Annotated in this window: 23 protein-coding genes and 1 tRNA gene; 1 reads left to right on the top strand and 23 read right to left on the bottom strand. The window is 44.9% G+C overall.

Translation table 11 applies throughout. The features are described from left to right. Window positions 1–16: 16 nt before the first annotated feature. From argC to EUAN_RS05290, 14 genes are all read right to left on the bottom strand, one after another. Window positions 17–1,060 (bottom strand): N-acetyl-gamma-glutamyl-phosphate reductase, encoded by a 1,044-nt coding sequence (argC, locus tag EUAN_RS05355; protein ID WP_071062481.1) that lies wholly within the window; start codon window positions 1,058–1,060, stop codon window positions 17–19. A 247-nt stretch (window positions 1,061–1,307) separates the two neighbouring features. Continuing rightward, on the bottom strand, window positions 1,308–2,960 hold the full coding sequence (locus EUAN_RS05350; protein WP_071062479.1) for a glutamine--tRNA ligase/YqeY domain fusion protein: 1,653 nt from the start codon (window positions 2,958–2,960) through the stop codon (window positions 1,308–1,310). Window positions 2,961–3,017: 57 nt separating this feature from the next. Continuing rightward, window positions 3,018–6,578, bottom strand: coding sequence for a helicase-exonuclease AddAB subunit AddA (addA, locus tag EUAN_RS05345; protein WP_071062477.1), 3,561 nt, complete (start codon window positions 6,576–6,578; stop codon window positions 3,018–3,020). Then, window positions 6,578–9,934 carry a helicase-exonuclease AddAB subunit AddB gene (addB, locus tag EUAN_RS05340; RefSeq protein WP_071062475.1) on the bottom strand — a complete coding sequence of 1,119 codons (3,357 nt, stop codon included), beginning with the start codon at window positions 9,932–9,934 and terminating at the stop codon, window positions 6,578–6,580. The genes addA and addB overlap by 1 nt, the downstream gene beginning before the upstream one ends. Window positions 9,935–9,986: 52 nt before the next feature. Beyond that, complete coding sequence (locus EUAN_RS05335; RefSeq protein WP_071062474.1) at window positions 9,987–10,373, bottom strand: adenine nucleotide alpha hydrolase family protein; 387 nt, start codon at window positions 10,371–10,373, stop codon at window positions 9,987–9,989. A 131-nt stretch (window positions 10,374–10,504) separates the two neighbouring features. Beyond that, complete coding sequence (locus EUAN_RS05330) at window positions 10,505–10,696, bottom strand: YwbE family protein (protein WP_071062472.1); 192 nt, start codon at window positions 10,694–10,696, stop codon at window positions 10,505–10,507. A gap of 79 nt (window positions 10,697–10,775) precedes the next feature. Further along, on the bottom strand, window positions 10,776–10,973 hold the full coding sequence (locus tag EUAN_RS05325) for a cold-shock protein (RefSeq protein ID WP_071062470.1): 198 nt from the start codon (window positions 10,971–10,973) through the stop codon (window positions 10,776–10,778). A gap of 228 nt (window positions 10,974–11,201) precedes the next feature. Further along, window positions 11,202–11,298, bottom strand: a tRNA-Sec gene (locus EUAN_RS05320). Between the two features lie 89 nt (window positions 11,299–11,387). Then, window positions 11,388–12,782: a sensor histidine kinase gene (locus EUAN_RS05315; RefSeq protein ID WP_084655742.1), complete on the bottom strand. Its 1,395-nt coding sequence runs from the start codon at window positions 12,780–12,782 to the stop codon at window positions 11,388–11,390. A 13-nt stretch (window positions 12,783–12,795) separates the two neighbouring features. Further along, complete coding sequence (locus EUAN_RS05310; protein ID WP_071062468.1) at window positions 12,796–13,491, bottom strand: response regulator transcription factor; 696 nt, start codon at window positions 13,489–13,491, stop codon at window positions 12,796–12,798. A gap of 16 nt (window positions 13,492–13,507) precedes the next feature. Next, the gene (gene selB, locus EUAN_RS05305) at window positions 13,508–15,421 is read right to left on the bottom strand and encodes a selenocysteine-specific translation elongation factor (protein ID WP_071062466.1); all 1,914 of its coding nucleotides are present in this window, start codon (window positions 15,419–15,421) and stop codon (window positions 13,508–13,510) included. Between the two features lie 9 nt (window positions 15,422–15,430). Then, a complete protein-coding gene (selA, locus tag EUAN_RS05300) occupies window positions 15,431–16,834 on the bottom strand; it encodes an L-seryl-tRNA(Sec) selenium transferase (protein WP_071062464.1) in 1,404 nt (467 codons plus the stop codon). 20 nt (window positions 16,835–16,854) lie between these two features. Beyond that, a complete protein-coding gene (selD, locus tag EUAN_RS05295; RefSeq protein WP_084655740.1) occupies window positions 16,855–17,895 on the bottom strand; it encodes a selenide, water dikinase SelD in 1,041 nt (346 codons plus the stop codon). 12 nt (window positions 17,896–17,907) lie between these two features. Next, entirely contained in the window at window positions 17,908–18,552 is a 645-nt protein-coding gene (locus EUAN_RS05290) for a helix-hairpin-helix domain-containing protein (protein WP_071062460.1), read from the bottom strand. Between the two features lie 151 nt (window positions 18,553–18,703). On the opposite strand from EUAN_RS05290, the gene EUAN_RS05285 reads away from it, so the two are divergent. Then, a complete protein-coding gene (locus tag EUAN_RS05285; protein ID WP_071062458.1) occupies window positions 18,704–19,960 on the top strand; it encodes a D-alanyl-D-alanine carboxypeptidase family protein in 1,257 nt (418 codons plus the stop codon). A 29-nt stretch (window positions 19,961–19,989) separates the two neighbouring features. On the opposite strand, the gene EUAN_RS05280 is transcribed toward EUAN_RS05285, so the two are convergent. The 9 genes from EUAN_RS05280 to EUAN_RS05240 all read right to left on the bottom strand — a co-directional run bounded on the left by EUAN_RS05280 (window position 19,990) and on the right by EUAN_RS05240 (window position 25,236). Then, window positions 19,990–20,367: a RidA family protein gene (locus EUAN_RS05280; RefSeq protein WP_071062456.1), complete on the bottom strand. Its 378-nt coding sequence runs from the start codon at window positions 20,365–20,367 to the stop codon at window positions 19,990–19,992. Between the two features lie 13 nt (window positions 20,368–20,380). Next, window positions 20,381–20,731, bottom strand: a complete 351-nt coding sequence (rsfS, locus tag EUAN_RS05275) for a ribosome silencing factor (protein WP_071062454.1) — start codon at window positions 20,729–20,731, stop codon at window positions 20,381–20,383. After that, window positions 20,731–21,687 (bottom strand): LCP family protein, encoded by a 957-nt coding sequence (locus EUAN_RS05270; protein WP_071062451.1) that lies wholly within the window; start codon window positions 21,685–21,687, stop codon window positions 20,731–20,733. The genes rsfS and EUAN_RS05270 overlap by 1 nt, the downstream gene beginning before the upstream one ends. Further along, complete coding sequence (gene yqeK / locus EUAN_RS05265; RefSeq protein ID WP_071062450.1) at window positions 21,684–22,265, bottom strand: bis(5'-nucleosyl)-tetraphosphatase (symmetrical) YqeK; 582 nt, start codon at window positions 22,263–22,265, stop codon at window positions 21,684–21,686. Before yqeK ends, EUAN_RS05270 begins: the two co-directional genes overlap by 4 nt. Then, window positions 22,262–22,855 carry a nicotinate-nucleotide adenylyltransferase gene (gene nadD / locus EUAN_RS05260; RefSeq protein WP_071062448.1) on the bottom strand — a complete coding sequence of 198 codons (594 nt, stop codon included), beginning with the start codon at window positions 22,853–22,855 and terminating at the stop codon, window positions 22,262–22,264. Before nadD ends, yqeK begins: the two co-directional genes overlap by 4 nt. Window positions 22,856–22,928: 73 nt before the next feature. After that, window positions 22,929–23,222, bottom strand: a complete 294-nt coding sequence (yhbY, locus tag EUAN_RS05255) for a ribosome assembly RNA-binding protein YhbY (protein WP_071062446.1) — start codon at window positions 23,220–23,222, stop codon at window positions 22,929–22,931. Between the two features lie 14 nt (window positions 23,223–23,236). Then, window positions 23,237–24,517: a GTPase ObgE gene (gene obgE, locus EUAN_RS05250; protein ID WP_071062444.1), complete on the bottom strand. Its 1,281-nt coding sequence runs from the start codon at window positions 24,515–24,517 to the stop codon at window positions 23,237–23,239. Between the two features lie 82 nt (window positions 24,518–24,599). Next, the gene (rpmA, locus tag EUAN_RS05245) at window positions 24,600–24,890 is read right to left on the bottom strand and encodes a 50S ribosomal protein L27 (protein ID WP_071062442.1); all 291 of its coding nucleotides are present in this window, start codon (window positions 24,888–24,890) and stop codon (window positions 24,600–24,602) included. A gap of 1 nt (window position 24,891) precedes the next feature. Next, the gene (locus EUAN_RS05240) at window positions 24,892–25,236 is read right to left on the bottom strand and encodes a ribosomal-processing cysteine protease Prp (protein WP_071062440.1); all 345 of its coding nucleotides are present in this window, start codon (window positions 25,234–25,236) and stop codon (window positions 24,892–24,894) included. Between the last annotated feature and the right edge of the window lie 2 nt (window positions 25,237–25,238).

The raw sequence follows: 25,238 nt of genomic DNA, 5'->3' as shown, positions 1-25,238 counted from the left end.
CCTTCTCTTATTTATTTTAACCTGGGAATATAGACACGTCTTCTAGCCCAGATTTCTCGTCTAATCCAAACATTATATTCATGTTCTGAACAGCCTGTCCAGCCGCTCCCTTTATCATATTGTCTATGGCACCTACTACTATGACTCTGTTTGTTCTCTCGTCCACCTTTATGCCTATGTCGCAGAAGTTAGATCCCTTGACCCACTTTGTCTCAGGGAATATACCCTCTTTTGTAAGCCTTACAAAGTGCTCGTCGCCGTAGTGCTTTTCGTATACGGCTTTTATCTCTTCGTAGCTCTTAGGGCTCTTCAGCTTTGCATATGCAGTCACAAGTATTCCCCTGTTCATAGGCACTAGATGCGGAGTGAAGTTAAGCACTATGTCTGAACCTGAAACCTCGCTAAGCTGCTCCTCTATCTCAGGAGTATGTCTGTGAGACGCTATTCCGTAAGCCTTGAAAGACTCGTTGCACTCTGTGTAGTGAGTCCCTATGTTTAGAGACCTTCCTGCGCCTGTAACGCCAGACTTTGCATCTATTATGATCGAGTCCTCCTCTACAAGCCCTTCCTTCAGAATCGGCGAAAGCGACAGTATGCTGCAAGTAGGATAGCATCCCGGGTTTGCAACTATTCTGGTCTTCTTGACTTCCTCTCTTTTAAGCTCGCATAGCCCGTATACAGCCTCTTTCAGAAGCTCAGGCGATCCGTGTTCAGTGTTGTACCAAGACTCGTACACTTCCTGGTCGCTTATCCTGTAGTCGGCTCCTATGTCTATGACTTTCGCTTTTTCAAGTATCTTCTCGTCTATCTCTTTGCTGGCTATTCCATGCGGAAGCGCCATAAATATCACATCCACCTCGTCGGCTATCTTCTCTATGTCCTGCTCGTGGCACTCCATGTCGAATACACCTCTGTAGTTTTCGTATATCTCGTCGTAGGATTTCCCCACATAGGATTTAGACGTTATATACTTGAGCTCCACGTCGCTGTGCTTTTCAAGTAGTCTTATCAGCTCAGTTCCCACGTATCCTGTAGCTCCAATAACTCCTGCCTTTATCATATCTATTCCTCCTGTCTATTCCCAATCCACTTCGTATATTTATACCCGTTTAAACCGGCTGTAAAATACTTTTGCATATTCAGATGTTAATTAATATTTATGCATTTTATGTAGTTCCAGCTCTGTATTGCCGGTATTTTATCTGTTTAAAGAAGAGTATATAGCAGTTTATGCATAATGTCAACATCACTTTGAATATTAATTCTATCAAAAAAGACATATACGAGATGTATATGCCTTTTAAAATCTATTTACTTATTTTAAACTTGCTCTTTATTGAAACTATTCTGTTAAAGACAGGCTTCTCTGAGTTTTCACTCTTAGGGTCTGTATTGAAATACCCATGTCTGAAGAACTGGAACTTGTCCTGGGGCTTCGCCCCCGCGACTTCCCCTTCTATATATCCGTTCATGATCTCAAGTGAATTCTCATTTATGTTCTCGAGGAAGTCTCCCTCCGCTTCGCTTTCATCTATAAGCGGCTCGTAAAGCCTGAACTCAGCTTCTGCTGCCGTGCTTGCGTCCACCCAGTGTATTGTGCTCTTGACTTTTCTTGCTGTAAACCCGCTTCCACTCTTGGTCTCCGGGTCGTATGTGCAGTGTATCTCTGTGACGTTTCCGTCTTCGTCTTTTACGAAGCTCTCACATTTCACAAAGTATGCATTCTTGAGCCTAACTTCATTTCCAGGGTAAAGCCTGTGGTACTTAGGCACAGGTTCCTCCATAAAGTCGTCTCTCTCTATATAAATCTCTCTTGAGAAAGGTATCTTTCTAGATCCAAGCGACTCGTTGTCCGAGTTGTTCTCAGCCTCTAGATACTCCACTTCTCCTTCAGGGTAGTTGGTTATGACTAGCTTAAGCGGATCCAGCACAGCCATCACCCTAGGAGCCTTTACTTTCAAATCTTCTCTTATGAAATGCTGCAACATCTGCTCGTCCACAAGGCTGTTGCTCTTTGAAACCCCTATCTCCCTACAGAAGCTCTTTATAGCGTCCGGAGTGTATCCCCTTCTTCTAAGCCCCGAGATAGTCGGAAGCCTAGGGTCGTCCCATCCGTCCACTATTCCGTTGTCCACAAGCTGCTTCAGCTTTCTCTTGCTCATAACAGTGTTGGTCACGTTCAGCCTTGCAAACTCTATCTGCCTAGGCACACTCTCCATCTCGCACTCTTTTACAAACCAGTCGTACACAGGTCTGTGGTCTTCAAACTCCAGTGTGCAAAGCGAGTGAGTTATGCCTTCTATGGCATCTTCTAGAGGGTGCGCATAGTCGTACATAGGGTAGATGCACCAAGCGTCGCCCGTATTGTGGTGATTTTGATGAAGTATCCTGTATATTACAGGATCCCTCATATTTATATTAGAAGAGCTCATATCTATCTTGGCTCTAAGCACTTTCTCCCCATCTTGGAATTCCCCGTTTCTCATTCTCTCAAATAGGTCCAAATTCTCCTCTACGCTTCTGTCCCTATATGGGCTGTTCTTGCCTGGCTCCTTAAGCGTGCCTCTGTACTCTCTTATCTCCTCGGCTGAAAGGTCGCATACAAAGGCCTTGCCCTTCTCTATGAGTAGCACAGCTCTCTTGTACATCTCTTCAAAGTAGTTTGAAGCGAAAAAGAGATTGTCCCACTCGTAGCCAAGCCACGCTACATCCTCTTTTATGGAGTTTACATACTCGTCTTCCTCTTTAGACGGGTTGGTGTCGTCAAACCTCAGGTTTGTAGTGCCTCCGAACTCGTCCGCCAGCTCAAAGTTCAAGACTATAGACTTGGCATGGCCTATGTGAAGGTATCCGTTTGGCTCAGGCGGAAACCTGGTTATTATTTCGCTGTGCTTCTTGCTCTCTAAATCCTCTATGACTATGTTTTTTATAAAATTTGATGGAACTTTTACTTCGCTCATTTACATTAACCTCCTACTCTTCTTCATCCCTATATTATATTACAATACAGGGCATTTTTAAACTTCTATCTCTTTTCCGAGGTGAAGGGAGTATATATAGCTGACTTTTACTCTTTTCTTGCTTATGGACTCCAGCGCCTCTCTGTAGAGGCCAAGCTGTCCCGAGTACCTCTTCGCAAGCTGCGATTCGCTTTCCACCTTGTCCGTCTTGTAGTCCACGATCACGTATTCCCCATCTTCTTCAAAGTAGCAGTCTATTATACCCTGTATATACAGCTCTCTCTCTTCCGTATTGGCGTATACGAAAGGCTGCTCCCTCTTGACGCTCTCTGACTTCAGAATCCTACTGTATATATCGGAACTCAAGAAGAGCTCCAGTCCGGCGATGTCCAAATTTTCAAGCTCTTCCTCTGTAAACTCGCCGTTTTCCGTTGACTCTTTCAGGTATTGCTCCAGCTCCTCACTGCTCCAGCTTCTGTCAAAAGGGATCTTTTCAAGCACTCTGTGGTTCAAAGTACCTCTGTCTGCGGCGCTAAGAGTCTTTTCCTCCGCCATAAAGCTTGGATACTCCACAAGCTCTGGTATTTTAAGCTCATATGATTTTCCAATCTCCAGATTCTTCAGATATGTCACGCTTACCTTGGAAGGTGTCTCTGTGGCCTCCTCGAAAGGGTAGCTCCAGCTGAACCTTCGCTCCACCTCTCGCCTCACATCCCCATCTCTGTCTCCTCTATAGCTCTCCAGCACTTTTTTCTTTTCCTTTTTTTCAAGGGCTTCCTGGCTCTGAATATTCAGTATCTCGGCTTTCTCTAGAAAGTTCACGGTCCATTCAGACTCGTCTTCAAGCAGAGGGATGCCCTCGGCTGAACAGCCTCCACGTGCGAGTATGTCCTTTCCGTCTGGATGCTTTGAAAGCGCCATGCAGACCCAGTCCAGAAGACAGCTGGCCTTCAGCAGAGTGTGGGTGTTTGTTCCCCTGGACCACTTTTCGCAGCTTTTTTCCAATCCGTTTACGGTTCCGTACATAAAGAGCTTGTCTTTGGCCCTTGTAAAGGCCACGTACAGTATTCTGAGCTCTTCAGAGAGGTTTTCAACTGAGAGCTTCTTTTTTATGGCCAGCTCTGGAAGCGAACTTCCGTACCTTCTGCTTTCAAGGTCCACGTACTTGGCCCCTATCCCCAAGTCCTTGTGGAGCAGCAGCTCGTCTCTTGTATCCGACTTGTTGAACTGTTTTCCAAGCCCTCCGCAGAACACCACCGGAAACTCAAGCCCCTTGCTCTTGTGTATGCTCATTATCCTGACTACATTTTCATTTTCGCCTATAGTCTTCGCCGTACCCATATCCCCGTTTATGTCTTTTAGCTTGTCGGAGAACCTTATAAAGTTGAACAGCCCGTTTATCGAAGCTTTCTCGAACTCGTCGGCCCTGTCCACCAGCATTCTAAGGTTGGCCTGTCTCTGGTCTCCGTTCACCATTCCCCCCACGTAGTTGTAGTAGCTTGTCTCGACTAGGAGTTTCCAGATGAATTCGTCCAGCTTGTAGTATCTGCTCTCTCTCTTCCACCTGTCCACTTTTGACTTGAAGTCCAGGAGCTTTTCCGAAAGTTCGTCGTCCACCTCTTCTATATACTTCTCCAAGGCCCTGTGGTAACTAGATGTCCTGTCGTGAAGCCTTATGGCTACAAGCTCCTCCACTTTGAACTTGCCTATGGGCGACCTCATAACGCTGAGCAACGGAAGGTCCTGCGCCCTGTTGTCTACAATCGAGAGCAAATTCAAGAACACCTTGACCTCCATAGCTTCGAAGTAGCCCGAGCTATCGTCTGTGTATATCGGTATCCCCTCTTTTACAAACACCTCTTCGTACACTCCGGCCCAGTTTTTCATGGTCCTCAGGAGTATGACCATGTCCTTGTAGTCTATATCTCTGTACTCACCTTTTTTAGCGTCGTAAGTCTTTTCTCCTGCTAGCGACTTTATCTTGTCTGCGATAAAATGGGCCTCCACTTCCGCTGTCTGCATGTCTTCAAGCTCCATATCAGTCTCGCTCAGTGCTCCGCCTTCTTCCGGCGCTTTTATCTTCTTGTCCACTATGTTAAGCTCTATGCTGTTGTCATATATATCCCCGTACTCGGCTCCCGTATAGAGGTACGCATCTTCCCCGTAGTCTATCTCCCCAAGCCTTTCCGACATAAGCTGCTTGAACAGAAAGTTGACCCCGTCTATGATCTGCTTTCTGCTTCTGAAGTTCCTGGAGAGGTCTACCCTACTGCTCTTGCTGTTCCCCTCTTTATCATACTCAAAGTACTTCTCTATAAAGAGAGTCGGGTCGGCCAGCCTAAACCTATATATACTCTGCTTGACGTCACCCACCAGAAAAAGGTTGTTTTCTCTACAAATCTTCTTGACTATGGTCTCCTGCACTATATTGCTGTCCTGGTACTCGTCCACGAATATATATTCATACTTGTCTCTTAAAGAGCTGCTGACCTCTTCCCTCTCCAGCAGTTCAAGTGTCATATGCTCTAGATCGTTGAAGTCGAGTATCCCTCGCTCTGATTTTTTCTCTCCGTACCTCTGAGTGAACTTTTCAACCAGCTTGGCCAAGCTGGATATGGCTGGGTACATTTCGATCATATCTCTTCTGTAGTCCTCTAAGTCTTTTTTGAGTATGCCATCTTTAAGCTTCCCGACTATGGCCTTGTACTCGTCTCTAAGCGCCTTCACCTCCTGCTTAAGCGATTCCTCGACCTCGTCTTTTTTCAGAGTTTTAAGCCTCGAGTGCGACAGCAGCATGATCTCCCTCTGAAGCGTTTCGAATCCGCCTTCCTCTAGCGCCCTCTTCAGAGACTTAAGCGATGCTATGTCCTCTATGACGGTCTGGCCGTATTTCTCAAACAGTATTTCGTCCTCTTCCGCAAGCATCTTGGCCTTTTCCAGTATCTTTGCGCACTCCTCCAGTTCCTCGCCTATCTCCTGCATAGAAGACTCCAGCCACTGGCTTTTCAGAAGCTCTTCTTTCGAGACGTTCAAGTTCTCGACTTTCTCGAAAAGCCATTTCAGCGGATACGGCTGACTCTGGATAAAGTAGTAGACTTTAAGTATAAGGCTCTCCAACTTGAGGTCACCCTTGTCCTCTGAGTAGGACTCCACGAGCTTTACAAAGTCCGGCTCTTCCTGGCCGTACTCGTCCTCTAGCAGCTCTTCTAGCGCTTCCTGCACTAGTATCTTAGTCTCTGTGGCGTCCGCTATCCTGAAATTAGGGTCCAAGTCCAGAAAGTGAAAGTTTTTTCTGAGCACATTTATACAAAAGGAGTGCACCGTAGTTATAGAGGCCCTGTTTAGAAGGGATATCTGCCTTCTTATATTCTCAGACTCCCCCTCTATCTCCAGCTTATCTACAAGCGCCCCCATTATACGCTCTCTCATCTCTCCGGCGGCGGCATTGGTGAAGGTGACTATCATAAGCCTGTCTATGTCGACGCCGTCTTCCACCACCATCCTTATTATCCTCTCCACCAGCACCGCCGTCTTTCCGGAGCCTGCTGCGGCCGAGACAAGCAAATTTTGCCCCCTGCTTTCTATGGCCTCTAGTTGATCATCTGTCCAGTTAGCCATTATTTCTCCCCCTTTACAGCTCTTATCTTTTCCATTACCCCGTCTTTGTCGAGCTTCCTTATTATCCTGTATTCGTTGTCGTCGTTCGAAGTGTCAAACTGGCATATGGAGTCGAATTCGCAGTATTTGCACGACACCATATCCCCGTTTTTGCAGGGCTCTATCTTGACCTTGCCTTTTATTATCTCTTCCCCCATCTTGGCTATAAGCTTGTGCATATGGCCTATTATCTCCGAAAACTCGTCTCTGTCAAATAGGGATGAGCTTTTGTAGAAGTCCCCGTCTTTTTTAAGCTTTACAGAGACTATGTCTGATTTAGAGCTTGACTCCACCTCTCTGTCCATAAGCTTTATCACGTCTATGTCCTTTATTATCATGCCGCTCATCTTGAGCTCCTTGGATATGGCTTCCTGTATTTCCTCTGAGTTTCCGCTCTCCGAGCCTACCATAGGGTCTTTTATCTTGAAGTAGAAAGCCCCTGCCGGATATAGCTCTTGCTTCACTAGATTCTGCCTGCTCTGAAGCACTGCGTCTAAGTAGACTACAAGCTGTATCTGAAGCCCATAAAACGCATCCGATATGTCGAATTTCCTCTCTCCCGACTTGTAGTCTATTACCTTTACGTAGGCGCAGTCACCGTCTTCAGCTATGTCCACCCTGTCTATCCTTCCTTCCAGTATTATCTGCTCTCCGCCTGGAAGCTCTATGACTATAGGCGGCACTTTGCCGTGCTCTCCAAAGGAGACCTCGTAGTTAAGAGGTTTGAACTCTCCGCTCTTCAGATGCTCTGTGGCTATCTTCACAGCTTTCTTGCTGACCCTCTTAAGCTTTTTCAGCAGATATCTGTACCTGTTCGAGGTGGTGAAGATTCCGTTTTGAAACTGCTCTGCCATTCCCTCTATTATGCTGTCTACTATATTCTCGGAGACTTCGTCGCTGACGTCTTTCCAGTCCAGCTTCTTCTCCTCTAGCACCTTTGAGTAGCTTTCTATAGACTGGTGGAACAGATTTCCGATATCAGGCGTTCTGACTTCGCATTTCCTTCTCTCAGACGGGGAGAGCCCGTAGTTCACAAAGTGGGAGAACGGGCATTTTATGAAGTTCTCTATCCTGGATATGCTTGTCTTCAGGGGAAGCGGGTATATCTCTCTGGCCCTTCCATGCTCCAGATAGTCCTGCTGATTGCTGTAGAACAGCGACTCCAGTATCTGCCCGGCCATCTCGCTGTACTCCTCGCTATCCCTGTACCAGGAGTAGATTTCAAGCCAGTTCTCGGAGATTTCAGCTCCGTCCACAAATTTCCTAAGCTCGTTCACCAAGTGTTTGACTGTGGAGACTGGCGTGGACACAATCTCCATCTCCTCTTTTCCGCCTCTGTCTAGCTCGCTCTCCACTTCAAGCTTTGGAAATACATTCTTCATCCTGTCCACCAGCGTCGAAGGCCTTAGCGCCTTGCCCTCGTTGTCTGAAAGGGCGTAGGTCATATAGAGTTTTTCTTTGGGCTTTGTCAGGCAGGAGTATATCAGGAATTTCTCGTCTTGCATCTTCTTTTCGCTGTCCAGCTTTATGTCCAGCCCAAGCTCCACTACTCCCAGTCGCTCGTCTTCGCTCAGAACCCCTGAGTCCGAGATTATGGAGGGAAGTATTCCGTCGTTCACCCCTATTACGAATATGGCCTTTATGTCCCTGCTCCTTGACCTCTCCAGATTTCCTATCATGACCTGGTCTAGTGAAGGAGGTATTATCCCCAACTCGTAGTTCATAAGCCCTGCTTCCAGGTTTTGCAGATAGTTTTTTGCAGTGGACTTCTTGCTACCCAGTATACTGTTCATCTGCTCCAGCACGTCCACAAGTATATTCCATATCTGCGCCGACTCGTTGGCCATATCCAGCCTGCCGTTCTCTTTCTGCTCCTCTATAAGAGCGTCCACCTTCCCTTTTGCACCTACTCCGATCAGATGGCTAAAGATAGCCCTGTTTATCTCCTCTATGCTTGTCTTTCTGTAGATGCTTTCCCTTAGATTCTCTACGCTCTCGATATATTTTCTCCTTATAAGCTCTATCCTCTCTATGTTCTCCACTGGTTTTTCAAAAGCTTTAAACCAGCGCTCGCTCTTTATGCCGAACTCCAGCACGTAGTTCTCCAGCAGCTCCACCTCTTCGCTGTCAAGGCATCCGAAACCTGTCTTGAGGGCCTTGAATACCTCGTCGTACCTGAAGTTCTTGACTATGGCGCTCAAAGTCGAGGTGACATACCTTATAAGCCCATGTCCTGTTATATCCCTTGTCTCGTCTAGAAAATACGGTATTTCGTACTCGGCAAAAACCCTCTTCAGTATGGACTGGTATATGTTCATATTGCTCGAAACCACCAGCATGTCCCGCCACCTCATACCATAGTCCCTCGCAAGTGAGCGTATCTCTCTGGCAATATTCTCTATCTCGCTATTTCTGTTTAGACCGGTCATTATCCTTATGTTTTCTACATCTTTGTTCCAAGCGCTGTAGGGATAGGAGTAGAGCTCTCTCTCTATATGCTCAAGCTCTGGTGCCTTCTCAACCACCTTCTCTAGCCAAATCGTATCGCTTTCAGCTCCCGACTCCAGTTCTATCTTCTTCAAAAAAGCGAGGGTACCTTCCACAGGGGCGAAGAGGTCGTAATCCCTTCCTCTTTTCGAGCCTGCAAGCGCCACAGTCAAAGCTGGCACTTTTTTAAGTATCTCCGATATCATGCTGTACTCCTGACCCGAGAAAGAGTTAAACCCGTCTATATATATTCTGGCTCCATCCAAAAATGAACTTTTCGATATCTCCTCTATAGCTATATTCAGTATGTCTCTGTCGTCTACATATACGCCCTCCATCTCTTTTGAAAAAGACTCGTATATAAGGGATAGATCCTCTAGCTTGCTCTTGAAGAGAGATTCCTCCAAAGCATCTAGCCTAGTCGCTATATCATCCGAGTATATGTTGTTTTGCTTGAAGTGGTTTAAAAGAGAGAGTATCTCGCTTAATACACCTTTCTTCCCGCCTTCTTTAAACACCTTTAGCTCCTGCGACTTGGAGTCTATGACCTTGTTCAAAAGCATGTACTTCCCTATTTCATCTATATGGTTCTGACTCGAATTGGATATAAGCCTGTAGGCAAGTCTCTTGAAGCTCAGGACTTCAGCCTTTATAAGCCCACTCAGCTTCATCTTGTTTATAAGCTCGTACTCGGCGTGAAGCGTGTACTGCTCAGGCACCAAGAGTATCACCTTTTCCACGCTTTCATCACCTATGTCGGAAGCTATTCGACTCATCAGCTCGTGGCTCTTTCCGGTAGAAGCTCTTCCCAGTATGTAGTTTATCTTCACAGCTATTCCCCTTTCTATACATAAAAAAGATAATGCATACGCATTATCCTCTCTATACTATAATATATTCTACATCTTTTAAATATTTTTTCAGCTTTTTTGCTATAGGGTGCGTATCCTCGTCTCCAGACTGAGGCGAAGCCCCAAGCACTATATGGGTAACTTTCTCGTCTTTAGCGAAGTCGGCCATGGCCTTTATCACATCTTCCGCCCTTATGACCATCAGGTCCGCTCCCGCTCTCTTAGACACCTGAAATAGATATTCAAGCGCATCTGCTTCATCCACTTTGTCTAAGAAGTTCTGATTTTCGTTTACAACGTTTATCACATGGAGCTGTCCGTCTTTCCCCTTTTTCGTATAGCCGCTCATTATAAGTCTTTCACAGGTTTTCTGCTGAGTGACACATACCATTACGTTTTTTTCTTTGCCTTTATCCATTTAGAACTCCCCTCGCAAAACATTCATTGCATATTTTCAAATACATTAAGTCTATACCCAAACTTGAGTCTAATATTTATAATATTATATTAAATTATGCAACAAAAATATATTTTGAAGAGCGGCATCCCCTAAATTACCTCTTTAACTCTGCCTACAATTCCGCTTTCCAGCATGACTTTTATGCCGTGAGGATGGTTTGGGGATTTTGTAAGCAGCTTTGACACTACTCCCTCTGTCAGCTTCCCCGACCTCTGGTCCTGCTTTTGGACTACTCTCACTTTCGAGCCCACTTTTATATTGCTTCTGCTTTTCCCTTCCAACAACACTTCCCCCTTGATCAAAAATCAAAAAACCCTTTAAAGATTTCTCTTTAAAGGGTTGATTTCTATCGAATATTTACTATAATACTTCGATGCTCTCAGCTTGAGGACCTTTAGCTCCTTGAACTAGGTCAAAGCTAACTGCTTGTCCTTCTTCTAGAGTTTTGAATCCGTCTTTGTTTATTTGTGAAAAGTGAGCGAATACATCTACTCCGTCTTCTCCTGTTATAAATCCAAATCCTTTTTCTGAGTTAAACCATTTTACTGTACCATTCATGTTGTAGTACCTCCAAAATTTTATTTTTGTAATTCTTTAAAAAATGTTAGTCATAAAATTTCTGAAGATACAAATAGTCTAAATCAGAAACTACTGAAATATGAAGTAATATTTTCCATTGAATTAACCTTGTATCTCATTATAACACAGCTTTCATTTAATTGCACCATTTATTTAAAGTTTTTTATTTAAATAAAAAAAGCGACCCTCTAAGTCGCTATTTCACTATGGCGGGAGTATGTGAGAATCGAACTCACCTAAGACGCTCTTAACGCCTCACGCTGGTTTTGAAGACCAGAGAGCCCACCAGGACTCATCTACCCCCAAACTATATATGTTCTACGAGAACAAATATAATTTTAACACATCTATAGAATTTGTCAATACTTGAAGCGAAATTTAGACCGGCTGTCTCTAAACCACATATGGAAGCCTTATCTTTATAGTCGTACCTTCGCCCAGCTTGCTCTCAACTTCTATCTTTCCACCGTGGAGGCTGACTATCTGGTTGGCTATCGAAAGCCCAAGCCCCGATCCTCCAGTAGCTCTTGCCCTGGCCTTGTCCACCCTGTAGAACCTGTCGAATATATGAGGCAAGCTCTCCTCCGGAATTCCTATTCCGTTGTCTGATATCTCTACAACTACACTGTCGTACTCGCTGTAGAGCTTAAGCTCCACCGTGCCGCCTCTGTCTGTGTACTTTATGGCGTTTGATATTATATTTATCAAAGTCTGCTTTATCCTGTCTGGATCAAACTTAAACTCCAGCTCCTCTGCAACGCTTAACCTGAAGTCTATGTCTTTCTCTGCCGCAAGGTGAGTCATATTGGAATGCACTTTCTCGGCTATGGCCTTTAAGTTGGCCATCTCAAAGTCTATCTTCATCTCTGTTATCTCAAGCTCCATAAGCGTAAGCAAGTCGTTAACTATATTGGTGAGTCTGTCCGACTCTGAGGATATGTCCTCCATAAACTCCTTGCATATGTCTATATTCATATTTTCGTCATGAACCATGGTCTCCGAGAGAAGCTTTATTGTACTCAAAGGAGTCTTGAGTTCATGAGAGACATAGGCTATAAAGTCCTTTCTATGCGAGTCCGCTTCCTTGAGCTTATGCGTCATGGAGTTGAATGTCTCGGCCAGGTCGTTGAACTCGTCGTTTGTATTTATCTCTATCTTGTAGTCTAGATCGCCTTCCGATATCCTGAGTATCGCCTCTGAAAAGCTGTCCAGCGGCCGCAAGACATATCCGGTAAATCCAAACTTGACTATGGCCATTATAGCTATTCCAACTAGAGAGACTATCACAAGCCCCTTGTCCAGGTAATTTATGCTGTCGTATATATCCCCTATAGAAGACACCACGTATACAACTCCTATCACATCCCTAGCCGACATTATAGGGTAGGCTATATTCATTATCTCCTGGTCCAAGGTGTTTATCTCAAATTCACTTTCCCCCAGAAAGGCCCTTTTGACTATATAGTCGTCTTTTGTATTCCCTATGGACATGCCATTTGAACTTCCCACTATTATGTTGTCCCTATCCAGCAAAAATATATCTGAATCTGAGTCCCTTCCATAGAGTGTGAGTATGCTGTTTATCTGGTCTCTGTACTTGTCGATTTCGCCCGTGGCCATGTAGTACCTAAGGCTTCCGGCGATAGACTCAAGTCTCAGGTCGAAAGTTTCTCTTCTCTCTTTTATATAGTTCTCTCTGACTATCCCACTTATAGCTATATTCATAAAAATCAAGAGTATAACCAGCATGGATAGGTACATCGTTATGAGCTTCCACCTCACGCTCATAAATGATTTCTGCTTACTCGTGTTGTACGCCCTTAAAATAATAGCCAACACCCCACTTCGTCAGTATATACTCGGCCTGACTGGAGTTTTTCTCTATCTTCTCCCTAAGCCTTCTTATGTGGACATCTACAGTCCTCAGATCCCCAAAGTACTCATACCCCCATATCACCTCTAGGAGCTCTTCTCTCGTAAAGACCTTGCCTGGATTCGAAGCCAATAGCAGCAGCAGGTCGAACTCCTTGGCTGTCAGGTTGACTTCTTTGCCTGAAACTGTGACCTTCCTTCCAAGTGTATTTATCGTAAAGTCCTCAACCTTTATCTCTTGGTTTATTATATTCGTGTCTTTCTTGGTCATCCTTCTCAGTATGGCCTTTATCCTGACCTTCAGCTCGAGTATGTTGAACGGCTTTGTCATGTAGTCGTCTGCACCGTGCTCAAGCCCGAGTATCTTGTCTATGTCTTCGTTTTTAGCCGTAAGCATTATTATAGGCACTTCCGACCTCTCCCTTATCCTCTGGCAGACTTCAAGGCCGTCTATCTCTGGCAGCATTATGTCCAGTATGACTAGGTCGTACTCCTTCTCGGCCTCTTTCTCAAGCGCGTCTATCCCATCGTAAGCCACTTCCACTTCGTAGCCGTCCTGCTCTAAGCTGTACTTAAGTCCCTTGACTAAAATCGGTTCATCATCTACTATCAGAATCTTCTGCATAGGAACACCTCTCTCATTAAACTAAAACTCTCTTGTCTCCTTCTCGCTTTGTAACCTTTAAATCGTCTAGCGTCTCTACCACCGAGAGTGCAACCTTTCTATTGGTGTCTAGAAGATCTCTTATCTCTCCTACAGCCACTTCCCCGTTCTGCTTTAAGTAGTCGACTATTTTAGTCTTGGCTTCTTCAAAGCAAGCTGTGTCGAGTATCACCTCGTCTTTTAGCTTCCTCAGAATATCGTTTTCAAAGAGCGACTCAAAAACCTGATCCACTATCAGCTTTTTATGCTTTTTCAGCAGTTCTTTTGTCACATCTTCTCTCTTCAGGTTTCCAAACCTATTCTGGGCATAAGCACTCTCTATATATTCCTTTATATCCTTGTATTCGCCGCTGTAATCAACTTCGAACTCTAAAAGTGAAACTTTGTCATTCAGATCTCTGAGTACCTGCTCGTCTACAAGCTTGGCTATAAAGAGATCGCCCACTCTCTGCTTAGCTCCCTTCAAGTACTTACTCCTGACCTCTTCTTTGGAAATCCCAGCCCTGAGTGGGTATTTCTTGTGGTATGCATCTATATCCTTTGCTATTCTGTCTCTCATCTCGTCAAAGTAAGACCTGCTTACGACATGCCTTTCTTTGGATAGGTCAAATGCCACCACGCTGCCTTTCTCCACTAGCTCTTCCACCATCTTCTCCAGCTTGTCCTCTGGACTTGTAGTAGCTGTAGAGAGCTCTTTTATGCTCGGGAACTCTGAGCTCTTAGACCTTATTATATCTCCGAATATCTCCAGCGGATCACCCTTCTCCTTTAGCTTAAGCTCCTCTATAGTGCTGTCTTCAAATCGCTTCTTCTTGCTTGGATTGGGGTCTAGCACGATTCCTCCGCCTATTGTCATCATAGGAGAGTAGAATCTCAGTATAAACCTGTCTCCACGCTTCGCCACTATTGGCTCTTCAAGCCTAAGCTGGGCGTAGCACTCGTCTCCCGGAGTCAAGTTCTCCACATCTAGAAGTACCACTCTGCACAGCACTTCACTTGAGCCGATGTAAAGCCTCACTCTTGTTCTATTCTCTATTATCCTCTGTGCATCAGCCAGAAGCCTCAGCTTTACGTCGAGCATCATGCTAGGCTCCATAGATCCCTTTGGCGCTATTACATCTCCTCTGTCTATCTCGCTCTTCTTTGGTCCGACCACGTTTATAGCCACCCTCTGTCCAGCATATGCCTCTTCTTCACTCTCCCCGTGAACCTGTATAGACCTTATCCTGCCCGGGAGCTCCTTTGGGAACACCTCTACTTCGTCTCCGACCTTGAACTTTCCGGCTATAAGCGTGCCTGTTACTACTGTCCCGAATCCCGATATAGTAAACACCCTGTCCACCGGAAGCCTAGGAGTGTCGTATATGTCCCTGTCTTCAACAGTTTCAGTTATCTCGTCTATCTTTGAAACCAGCTCTGATATTCCTGTCTTCTCTGTCGAGGAAACCGGTATCATCTCGGCGTCTTCCAGGAAGGTGTCCTGCACTCCTTCTCTTATGTCTTCCATCACAAGCTCGAGCCACTCTTCGTCCACAGAGTCCATCTTGGTCACGGCTATTATCCCCTTCTTGATTCCAAGCAGGTTCAGTATGTCAAGATGCTCCTTTGTCTGAGGCATTATTCCCTCGTCTGCGGCAACTACGAGCACTACAATGTCTATGCCTGTTATACCTGCAAGCATGTTCTTTATGAACTTTTCATGCCCTGGAACATCTACTATCCCAGCTCTTCTTCCGCTTGGAAGGTCGAAGTAGGTAAATCCCAGCTCTATGGATATACCTCTCTCCACTTCCTCTTTCAGCCTATCTGTGGCCCTTCCTGTTATGGCCTTTATAAGTGTGCTCTTCCCGTGGTCTATATGACCAGCCGTTCCAACTATTATATTCTTCATGCTTTCCTCCTACAGTCTCTCTATGGCCTTCTCTAGACCCCTGGATATCAGATCTACTTCATCGTCTCTTACAGTTCTCATATCCATGTAAATGCTGTCTTTGTACAGCCTTGTGATTATAGGCGTTTCCAACTGTCTAAGCCCCTTCTCAAGTTTACCTATGTTCAATGACTCCGAATTCAGCTTCAGGGCCTTGGTAGGTATCCTCTCGAGCGGCATGGAGCCTCCTCCAACTTGAGAGTATTCGTCTACAATCTCCACTTTTACACCGTGTGCATCTATACCGTCGACTTTCTCCATAAGCGCCTTGGCTCTAGACTCTATCTCTCCTATGTCCTGAGTAAGCAACTTTAGTGTCGGGATATTTGACACAGCTCTTTCCTCTGAAAGATACATCTTCATAGTCCCCTCAAGCGCCGCTATAGTGAACTTGTCTATCCTGAAAGCTCTGTTCAGGGGATGCTTCTTCATTATCTTTATATACTCGGACTTGCCCACTATTATGCCTGCCTGAGGGCCTCCTAGCAGTTTGTCTCCGCTGAATGTGATCACGTCTACCCCTGCGTCTACAGAGTCCTGCACAGTTGGCTCATACTCAAGGCCGTACTTGCTGAAGTCTATAAGCACTCCGCTTCCCAAATCCTCTATTACAGGTATGGAAGCTTCGTTTCCTAGAGCCACTATCTCTTCTAGCGAAAGGCTTTCGGTGAATCCAACTATCCTGTAGTTGCTGGTGTGGACTTTCAGAAGCGCCCCTGTATTTTCAGTCACAGCGCGTCTGTAGTCCTCTATATGAGTCTTGTTGGTGGCTCCAACGTCTACAAGAGTAGCCCCGCTCTGCTCCATAACCTCGGGAATTCTGAAAGACCCGCCTATCTCTACCAGCTCTCCTCTAGAGGTTATGACTTCCTTGCCCTTTGCCATAGCCGAAAGAACCAGTACTACAGCTGCGGCATTGTTGTTTACGACTAGCGCATCTTCCGCACCTGTTATCCTCTTTATCATGTCCACTAGATGGCTGTATCTAGATCCTCGCTCTCCTGTCTCTAAGTCAAATTCCAAGTTAGAGTAGTTAGTCGCAAGGTCATAGACATTGTCCATGACCTCTTTGCTTATAAGCGACCTTCCTAGATTGGTGTGTATGACAACTCCTGTTGCGTTCACAGTCCTCTTGAACTTGTTCTCGAACTTGCCCTCAGTCCTTGAGACTATGGAGTCCGATAGTGCAGCTATTCGTCTCTCTAGAGACTCCATGTCTGTAGTCTTGGATATGCTCTTTCTTATCCCGTCCAGTTCCTCTCTTATAGACTCCATTACAAGGTTTCTAGAAGTCTTCTCTATAAGCTTCTTTATATCCTCTATTTCAAGCACAGCGTCCACTTTAGGTATCTTGCTGTAGATATTCTCTCCCATCAAATCAGCTCCTCAAGATATTATTCAACTATGATGACCTTTTCCGACTTCTCTACGACTTCTCCCACAACTGCATAGGCCGTCTCGCTGCCCTCTAGCTCTGCAAGTAGCGACTCCACCTTGTCTCTGTCTAGAGATATAAGCAGTCCTCCTGAAGTCTGAGGGTCGAAGAGTATGTCCTTTGTATGTCTCTCTATATCAGCTTTAAACTCCACCTTGTCTCCTATAAACCTCTCGTTTGCGTAAGTTCCCTCCGGTACAAGCCCCATCTTGGCAAACTCTTCTGCTCCACGAAGTATCGGTATACTTCCCGCATTCAGCTTTATTGTGACTCCGCTTCCCTCTGCCATCTCAAGCGAATGGCCTAAGAGCCCGAATCCAGTCACATCTGTACATGAATTGGCTCCTACTTTCATCATGGCGTCTTTGGCAAACTTGTTCAGCGTCACCATATTCTTTACCGCCTCGTTGTATACGTCCTCTTCCGCAAACTGGGCTTTTATGGCAGTATTCACTATCCCCACTCCTACTGGCTTTGTGATCACAAGCACGTCGCCTACTTTTGCAGTGCTGTTCGGAAGCACGTCTTTAGGGTGCACAAAGCCTGTGGCGCAAAGCCCGTACTTAGGCTCATCGTCCTCTACTGTATGGCCTCCTATCAGAATAGCTCCAGCTTCTCTTATCTTGTCGTGCCCGCCTTTCAGTATCTCGGCCATCACATCAGGCGAAAGGCAGCTTGGGAAGCATATTATATTCATTGCAAGCGCCGGCTCCCCTCCCATGGCGTACACGTCGCTTAGAGAGTTTGTAGCGGCTATCTGGCCGTAGGTATAAGGGTCGTCTACCACAGGCGTGAAGAAGTCCACTGTCTGTATCATAGCTCTGTCTTCATCTAGCTTATAGACGGCCGCATCGTCCGAAGTCTCTATCCCCACAAGTAAATTTTCATCTCTATCTGCTTTTGGTAACTGGCACAAAACTTGCGCCAAGGTATCAGGACCTATTTTGGCCGCTCAACCTGCGCTCTTAGTCAGTTCTGTAAGTCTCTTTTGTTTTCCCATCTATAACTCCTCCTAGTTTACAGTTATATTGTCTTTTATGGCTTCAAATTTCTTCTCGCCTATTCCCGATACGTCCATTATATCTTCAACCGCCTTAAATGGGCTGGACGCTCTGTGGTCTACTATCTTCCGAGCTGTAACCTCCCCTATCCCCGGGAGGGATTTAAGCTCTTCCTCTGATGCCTTATTTATATTTACCTTTTCATTTCCACCGCTCGTTGTCCCGGCTGTAGCTTCGGTTTCTCCTAATGGCTGCGTCGTCAGCTCTTCCCCAGCGTAGGGTATGTGTATCATTTCCTCGTCTTGGACCTTCTTGGCCAGATTCACCATATTGAAGTCGGCCCCTTCCTCTGGACCCCCTGCGAGTTCTACAACATCCGCCAGCCTTGTCCCTTCCTCCACTACAAGTATTCCAGGGTACTTTACTGCTCCTTTTACATATACCACAAACTCTGTCGTCTCATCTTTTCTGGCTTCTTCAGTTTCACCTTGACTTGAAAGCTCGTCCGAGCTGTGTTTCTCGGAAAACTCTATTTCCCTGAAATGAGTATCTTCAGCCTTTTCTTCCATGTCTAGAGCTTTGAAACTAAGAATAAAAATCAATAAAGCTCCAACTATAAGTATAGCGATTTGTTGCTTTTTTGTAAAGCTAGGCATCCCGTCCCCTCCTCAAAGTAATAAACTAAAATATTGACCCTGACTTCAATATACTCTGCATTTACAGAAAATCCTCTAAATATATTTTCAGCAAGACTATTCTATTCCTGTCCATTTTTTTATATACTATAGTATTGTAGGAGGTGATTATTTGAAAAAAATATCTAAAATAATCTTGATAATATCTATTTTTCTTGCAGCTGCTGGTTCATATGCCTCTGGCGAAGACTTGGAGCTGAAAGCAGAGTCTGCTATCTTGATAGATGGAAGCACCGGTCAGGTTCTATACTCTAAAGACGAGGACAAGTCCATGTACCCTGCAAGCACTACTAAAATCATGACTCTGATACTTGCGCTTGAGCACTCCGACTTGAACGAGAAGGTTACAGTGGACTCCAAGACTCCTTTCGAAGTCGAAGGCTCTCATATAGCTCTAGAGCCAGGTGAAGTTCTGACTATGGAGCAGCTTTTAAATGCACTCATGCTTGAATCTGCAAACGATGCTGCCTTGGTCATAGCCAAGCACATATCTGGATCTGTAGAGGAGTTTGGAGCACTTATGACTTCAAAGGCAAAAGAGATAGGGGCCAGCAATACGGTCTTCGTAAATCCGAATGGACTCCCCGACGCGAACCATGTCACCACAGCTCACGACCTTGCATTGATTGCAAAGTATGGAATGGAGAATAGCCAGTTTAGACAATTCGTATCTAGAACCAACAGCGTAATTCCTCCGACCAACGCAAAGGAAGAGCAGAGATACCTAAACAACAGCAACAAGCTGCTCTACAGCGGAAGGATGATAGATGTAAACGGAAAGCAAGTTCCCATAATGTACGAGGGTGTAACCGGCATAAAAACAGGATATACCGATGATGCACAGCACTGCCTTGTGGCGTCTGCCAGCAGAAACGGAACCGAATACATAAGCGTTGTACTTAAGACAGACAAGCAGAATCTATATGTGGATACCCACAAGCTTTTAGACTACGGCTTTGAAAACTTCCAAGAGCAGAAGATAGCAAGCAAGGGAGAGATTGCCGAAAATCTGAGCTGGAACAACAGGCTTTTGAAAGGATCTGTTGTAGAGGATGTCTACTGTAAACTGCCAGCCAACGCGACTGCCCGCATTGAAAAGAATATCTCCCTCTCCCCTAAGCTGTCTACACCAATCAGACCAGGGGACACTATCGGCGAAGTCGTCTACAGCTACGACGGAAAGCTTCTAGCTTCTAGCAAAATAGTCTCAAACGAAAGCCTAGAAGCTGATAAACCAGCGTCTGAGCGCAGTATGTTCTTTGTACTCTTGGGTACTGGAGCTTTGGTCACGCTGATCTTGATTAGAATAATATATGTATACAGAAAGAGAAAAAAGAGACGTAAATCTAAAGCCAGTGCAAAAAAATAAGGGGTGCCCACAGGGCATCCCTTTATTTTTTAAAGTAAGGCTATCGCTTCTATCTCTACATTTCCGTCTTTAGGCAGTCTCGCAACTTCCACGCAAGATCTGGCCGGCTTGTGGTCGCTGAAGTACTCACCATAGACCTCGTTCACCATGGCAAAGTCGTTCATGTCTTTTACAAACACAGTCGTCTTCACAACCTTGTCCAGCGAAGTTCCAGCTTCCTCTAGTATTGCAACTAGGTTGTCTAGAGCTCTCTTTGTCTCTACTTTTATGTCTCCACTCAGTATCTCTCCTGTCTCTGGGTCCATACCCAGCTGTCCAGACGTGTAGATCATATTCGATATCTTTATCGCCTGAGAATAAGGCCCTATTGCTCCAGGTGCCTTCTTTGTAGCTACTGCTTGTAACATTGCAATTCCCCCTCTATATTATATCTTCTATTTCAATAGACTCAGCGTCTACCCAAAGCTTCTCTAGATTGTAGAATTCTCTCTCTTCTCTGTGGAACACATGGACTATTATATCTCCATAGTCTAGCAGCACCCATCTTCCTGTCTGATGCCCCTCTTTGTTTAAAGGTTCAAGCCCTATTTCCGACATCCTGTCCTCTATCTCATCGGCTATTGCAACAGCCTGTCTTTCATTGTTTCCGCTCGCAACTACAAAGTAGTCTGCAATCGAGCTTAGTCCTGCTATGTTGAGTACGTTTATGTCAAAAGCCTTCTTGTCCTGTGCCGCATTTACTATTAATTTAACCTCTTTTGTCAATTCCACTAGTATATCTCCTCCTGGTTTTCTTCATTTTCTCCATCTTGTAAATCTTCTATGCTGACTACCTCTCTATTGTAAAACAGCCTGTCCATAAGTGTCGAGGACGCATCCTCGTCTATCAGAAAGTATGAAACTTCGTCTATCATGTCCGGCTCCCCAGGCAATGTAGCCATTTGAATGTTCTCTGTATTTATATTCTTCATGTCCATGACGTAAGACAGCATTGTAGTCAGAGGAATATTCGTGTCTATATTGTCTGTTCCCGCTTTTATCATAGATGGCAGCTTTATTATATTTTTCGGAGACATAGCCTTGTCTATTGCGCTCTTTATAAAGTCTTGCTGGGCTTCTATTCTTCCAAGGTCTTGATTCGAGTATCCCTTTCTAAACCTTAAGAACTGCATTGCCTTGTCTCCATCTAGAGTCTGAAGTCCTTCCTCTATGTCTATTTCAAGGGGAGGATCTGCATAAGGGTCATTGTAGTACATGTCCATAGGCACATCTACTTCAACTCCGCCTAAACTGTCTACAACTTCGTTCACAAGATTGTAGTCAACACGGACATAGTGCTTTATGTTCATATCCAGCAAATTGTTCACAGCTCTGACAGTAAGCTCCGGGCCTCCATAGGCATGAGCATGGTTTAGCTTGTCTCTGCCATGTCCAGGGATAAGAGTCCTTGTATCTCTTGGGATAGACAGCACAGCTATCTTTCCGGTGTCTGGAACATACCTACAAAGCATTATGGTGTCGGTCCTCTGCTTTTCAGCCGACTCCTTGTCTGGCGCGTCTACACCCATCACCAGAAATGTCAGTTCGTCTTTAGGCTCTTCTATATCATTTAGCTCAACAGACCCAACTTTAGGCATCAGCTTTTCAGATATCAAGTAGACTCCCCCGCCTATTACTACAGAAAAAATTACAAGCCAAGAAAAAAACACTCTTAAAAATCTCTTCATTTTTTCACTCCCAATTTTGTCAATCTAGCCAGTATATAGTTCCTAGATCTCACTGTGTCCTCGTGCAGTATCTGCCCATTTGAGACAACATGGACAATCGTATTCTCAAGCGCGCAGAGCATCGCCCTGTCGAGGTCTTCATAAGAGATCTTCCTCATTTCTTCAACTCCTGGGAAATCCCTTCCTGGCTCTATATAATCTGCAAGATAAACTATTTTTTCTAGATTCGTCATGTTCGGTCTCCCTGTAGTATGATATCTGACAGCATTCAGTATATCACTATCACTTATTGAGTACCTTCTCTCCGCTACCATCCTACTTGCAACCGCATGATACAGTGCACCATTCTTTTTTAAATTTTCTTCTAAGATTATATCAGAACTACAGTCTAGTTTCAATAATTCATATATCCTCTTGGACTTGCCCAGATCATGAAGAAGCGCTGCAACTGCTGCCTTTTCTCTGTCTTCTCCATATCTTTCAGCCAGCCTTATAGCCTCATTCATGACGCCTAAAGTATGATTATACCTTGATTCGCTCAAGTAGCACTCTGCATCTCGCTTAATACGATCTATCATATCCCAGCTCCCATGTAAATTTTTTTATCATATATATATTTTTCCACCCCGGAACTCACCAAATACTTTATATTTTTCCCTTCTAAGACTCTACTCCTTATATTGGTAGAGTCTACCGGTATCTCCAGAGTGTTGAGTATCTCCACTTTTCCCCTGTACTCTTCTGGAATGTCTATATCCGATGTCTTGAATCCCGGTCTTCCTATAGCTATGAAGTTGCAGAGTTCCATAAGCTCGCTGTAGCTTTTCCACTTTGGAAGGTCGTAGAGAGAATCGCTTCCGAATATAAAGTGGTATTCATTCTGAGGGTCTTTTTCTTTAAGACGCTTTATGGTGTCTATTGTGTATATGTGACTGTCGCCATGCATCTCTATGTCCGAAATCTCGAAATTAGGATTGTCTGCTATGGCTATTTCGACCATCTCAAATCTCAAATGCTTATCTGTCACACTCTCCTTGTGTGGCGGATTGCCATTGGGTACAAATATTATCTTGTCTAGATGGAAGTGACATCTTATTTCCTCTGCTACGAATAGATGTCCTATATGTATAGGATCGAACGTGCCTCCCATTATCCCATATCGCTTCATATAAATCCCCCTAAAATGTTTATCCTTATATTATACCATAGTATTCCGTAAAAAAATAAGAGCTTTTCAGCCCTTATCTTGGAAGTTGTATCTTCTGATTTTCTTCAGACCTTCTGTATATCACTATCTTGCTGCCCATGCTCTGAACATACTCCGCCCCTAACTGCTCGCAGACTTCCACTGCAACTTCTTTCGCATCTAGTCCTGCGTTGTTGAGTATGCTTATCTTTATAAGTTCTCTAGCTTCAAGCAGATCATCTATTTGATCTAGCACAGTCTCGCTCACTCCGCCTTTCCCTATCTGCATTATAGGGTTCATGGTGTTTGCAAGCGACTTCAGATAGCTACGCTGTTTTCCCTTTATCAAGCTCGATCCTCCTCCTAATCAAAAAACTCAAATTCATATCCGCAGATATTGACTATGTCTTCTTCCTGTATTCCAAGCTCTTTTAGCTCCTCTATGATGCCTTTCTTCCTGATTACCTCCTGGAAGTTTCTAAGAGAATCCAAGTCGTCTAGATTCGTAGAGTCCATAAGCTTCTGTATAGGATATCCGTCTACATAGTATATATCTCCCTCTTTAGTGACTCTAACCTCACTGTCTTTTTCACTTAAGCTGTAGACTTTCTCTATGTCCACTTCTTCGTAAAGCGGCTCCGGCTCTCCAGCTTCATTTACCTTCTCGAGAATCTTGTACTCAAGTTCCCTTATGCCTTTTGCCGTTGCAGCTGATATCGGCAGTATTTCGTACCCATACTTCTCTACTTCCGCTTTCAGCTTTTCATATCCATCTTCAGCTCCAGGTATGTCCATCTTGTTGGCCACCACAAGCTGAGGCTTGTCTGCAAGCTTTGCGCTGTACTTTTCAAGCTCTTCGTTTATCTTGTGGAAGTCCTCCACAGGGTCTCTTCCGTCTTGAGACGAGACGTCCACCATATGGACTAGAATCCTGGTTCTCTCTATATGCCTTAAGAACTCGTGCCCAAGCCCCACTCCTGCATGCGCTCCCTCTATAAGCCCTGGTATGTCGGCTATGACGAAGCTGTCCCCGTCATCTACCTGTACTACACCTAGGTTAGGCGTAAGCGTGGTAAAGTGGTAATTTGCAATCTTAGGCTTAGCATCTGTTATTATAGAGAGCAGTGTCGACTTTCCTACATTTGGGAACCCTATGAGCCCCACGTCTGCCAGTAGCTTCAGCTCAAGCACTACAGCGCGTTCCTCGCCCTTTGTTCCACCTTCTGCAAATCTAGGGGCCTGTCTTACGGAGTTGGCGAACTTGGCATTTCCCTTTCCGCCTCTTCCTCCTCTGGCTATTACAGCTCTCTGGCCATGCTCTAGAAGATCAGCTACCACTATGCCTGACTCCTCGTCTTTTACTATAGTTCCTGGCGGAACCTTCAGCACAAGATCTTCTCCTGCTTTTCCGTACTGCTTCTTGTTTCTTCCGTCTTCTCCAGACTCGGCTTTGTACGTCTTCTTGTACTTGAAGTCCATAAGAGTCTTCAGTCCCTCGTCGACTTCAAGTATTACGCTCCCGCCGTTTCCGCCGTCTCCGCCCGCTGGTCCTCCAGATGGCTCGTATTTTTCTCTTCTAAAGGCCACGGCTCCATGCCCGCCGTTTCCTGCCTTTAGATGGATTTTGGCTATATCTATAAACATCTTTATCATCCTATCTTGTTTTCGAATCTATCTTTATATTAAAAAAAGCCTACTTATATCAAAATAAATAGGCTCCTCTTGTTTACGATAATGCTTCTTTAGCGTAGACACTTACTTGTTTCTTGTCTCTACCTTTTCTCTCGAATTTAACTATACCGTCTATCTTAGCGAAAAGAGTGTCGTCTCCACCTCTACCTACGTTCTCACCTGGGTGTATCTTAGTTCCTCTTTGTCTAACTAGGATTCCTCCTGCTAGTATAGCCTGTCCGTCCGCTCTCTTAACTCCAAGTCTCTTCGACTCACTGTCACGACCGTTCTTAGAACTACCTACTCCCTTTTTAGTAGCAAATAATTGTAAGTTTAACTTTAACATTCTAGTCCACCTCCCTGTACTTGAGAGTTATGAAGTCCGGATACTGTTCTGCTACGCTCTCTAGACCTACGGTCATAGATCCCAGGACTATGTTGGCCTTCTCTCTGGCTTCCGCCTCGATATCTCCACTCAGCATAGCTCTTATATATCCATCTTCTAATTCAAACTCTATATCCTTCTCTCTTATCTCACATACTCTGTTCAGTGACAGAAGAGCCGTCTGCGTAAGCACCGAAATCGCGGCGCAGACTATGTCTTCGCCATGCTCTCCGTACCCCGAGTGTCCCTCTGCTACGTAACCGACTATGTTATGCTCTGTATCTCTGAATAAAACTACTTCAGTCATGA

The sequence above is a fragment of the Andreesenia angusta genome (assembly GCF_001855385.1).
Classification (GTDB): domain Bacteria; phylum Bacillota; class Clostridia; order Tissierellales; family Gottschalkiaceae; genus Andreesenia; species Andreesenia angusta.
Note: the sequence above shows the minus strand (reverse complement) of the source record. Positions and strands in the feature narration are given on the sequence as shown.

Coding starts and splice junctions, on each gene's coding strand:
- argC (WP_071062481.1), bottom strand. CDS start 1,060: ATGATAAAGGCAGGAGTTATTGGAGCTACAGGATACGTGGGAACTGAG.
- EUAN_RS05350 (WP_071062479.1), bottom strand. CDS start 2,960: ATGAGCGAAGTAAAAGTTCCATCAAATTTTATAAAAAACATAGTCATA.
- addA (WP_071062477.1), bottom strand. CDS start 6,578: ATGGCTAACTGGACAGATGATCAACTAGAGGCCATAGAAAGCAGGGGG.
- EUAN_RS05335 (WP_071062474.1), bottom strand. CDS start 10,373: ATGGATAAAGGCAAAGAAAAAAACGTAATGGTATGTGTCACTCAGCAG.
- EUAN_RS05325 (WP_071062470.1), bottom strand. CDS start 10,973: ATGAATGGTACAGTAAAATGGTTTAACTCAGAAAAAGGATTTGGATTT.
- EUAN_RS05315 (WP_084655742.1), bottom strand. CDS start 12,782: ATGAGCGTGAGGTGGAAGCTCATAACGATGTACCTATCCATGCTGGTT.
- EUAN_RS05310 (WP_071062468.1), bottom strand. CDS start 13,491: ATGCAGAAGATTCTGATAGTAGATGATGAACCGATTTTAGTCAAGGGA.
- selB (WP_071062466.1), bottom strand. CDS start 15,421: ATGAAGAATATAATAGTTGGAACGGCTGGTCATATAGACCACGGGAAG.
- selA (WP_071062464.1), bottom strand. CDS start 16,834: ATGGGAGAGAATATCTACAGCAAGATACCTAAAGTGGACGCTGTGCTT.
- EUAN_RS05290 (WP_071062460.1), bottom strand. CDS start 18,552: ATGCCTAGCTTTACAAAAAAGCAACAAATCGCTATACTTATAGTTGGA.
- EUAN_RS05280 (WP_071062456.1), bottom strand. CDS start 20,367: ATGTTACAAGCAGTAGCTACAAAGAAGGCACCTGGAGCAATAGGGCCT.
- EUAN_RS05270 (WP_071062451.1), bottom strand. CDS start 21,687: ATGAAGAGATTTTTAAGAGTGTTTTTTTCTTGGCTTGTAATTTTTTCT.
- yqeK (WP_071062450.1), bottom strand. CDS start 22,265: ATGATAGATCGTATTAAGCGAGATGCAGAGTGCTACTTGAGCGAATCA.
- nadD (WP_071062448.1), bottom strand. CDS start 22,855: ATGAAGCGATATGGGATAATGGGAGGCACGTTCGATCCTATACATATA.
- obgE (WP_071062444.1), bottom strand. CDS start 24,517: ATGTTTATAGATATAGCCAAAATCCATCTAAAGGCAGGAAACGGCGGG.
- rpmA (WP_071062442.1), bottom strand. CDS start 24,890: ATGTTAAAGTTAAACTTACAATTATTTGCTACTAAAAAGGGAGTAGGT.
- EUAN_RS05240 (WP_071062440.1), bottom strand. CDS start 25,236: ATGACTGAAGTAGTTTTATTCAGAGATACAGAGCATAACATAGTCGGT.